At 55.6% G+C, this 1,102-nt stretch carries 1 protein-coding gene; it reads right to left on the bottom strand.

What is annotated here, in order from left to right; genetic code table 11:
* Nucleotides 1–111: 111 nt before the first annotated feature.
* A partial coding sequence (locus FXB41_RS40415; protein ID WP_219685725.1) for a site-specific integrase occupies nucleotides 112–1,102 on the bottom strand: 991 nt, incomplete at its 5' end.

The raw sequence follows: 1,102 nt of genomic DNA, 5'->3' as shown, positions 1-1,102 counted from the left end.
GACGCCAAGGAAGGGCTGAAAGCGTTCAGCGAGAAGCGCAAGCCGGTGTGGACGGGAAAATAGGCGATCCTTTCAGCGCATTCGTGGGCGCTGCCGTCGATCGACGCGCCTTTATTCCGAGGAGAGATTGGCGTTTAGCCGAATAAGAAGAGATCTTGTCCGCTCCTCGCGACGCTTTTTTGTGGCAATGATCAACTGCCTGCCAGTACGCTTGGCGTAGGTTGGCAGTTGGCGACTTGATCTATGACGGCCAGCCGCGCGCAACTCTGCATCCGTGAGATCGCTGTCGGCGCCTTCAGTAAATCCTCCGTGTCGGAAGGACCGAAAAGAAAGCTCCTGACGTAGGCCAGCCTCTGTGATAATTGTTTTTACCACGCTACGTAGATAGCGGAGATCCTTGCGCGGGGTAATCCATGGTAGCGGGATTGCCGACTGACGATGCGCATGGTCACGCCGGAATACCAGGCCGGAGAGGGTGGTCCTTTTGATCTCGTCAAGTTCCTCCATAAGTTCAGGGAAGAGAGGGGCGCCAGTTTCGTCCGTTAGGGGCCACCAGGCCTCCTCTCCATTCTTCGGATGCACGATTCTGACGCTATTTGGCCGCTCGCTGGGGCGATAGTGCGAAATGTCGAAGGCGCCAAAAACGTGCTGCTCTCGTTGCAGCCACTCCCACGACAGTAGAGCAGCTGTTGCGATCGAGCGGTAATCAAGTCTTCTCGCGGCAGCTCTGAAGGCGACGAGTTCATCCCAAGTTGCGGTCGGTGTGGGCTCTATCGGCCGCCCGGGCGGATGAGATTTTAATCCCATCCGGGAAAACGGATTGGTCGCCGGTACAATCCTTTCTTGAGCACGCTGACCAACGAACCAAGCCCGGCGGCAGGACGCCATAGCCATATTTACATAGCGACGGCGCTCGCGAACGACGACCTCTCCACTGTTATCGACTTTCGTCACGGACAATAATTTTCGATAAACTGCGTCGACGAACGCTTTGGTGAAATCGGACAACTGTTTAGACCCAACGCGACTTCCATCTTTCAGCTCGTGATTGGCAAACAGTGCGAGGCTTTTTGTGTAGTGCCGCTGTGTAGTGCTTTCGATT

The sequence above is a fragment of the Bradyrhizobium canariense genome (genome assembly GCF_019402665.1).
Classification (GTDB): Bacteria; Pseudomonadota; Alphaproteobacteria; order Rhizobiales; family Xanthobacteraceae; genus Bradyrhizobium; species Bradyrhizobium canariense.
Note: the sequence above shows the minus strand (reverse complement) of the source record. Positions and strands in the feature narration are given on the sequence as shown.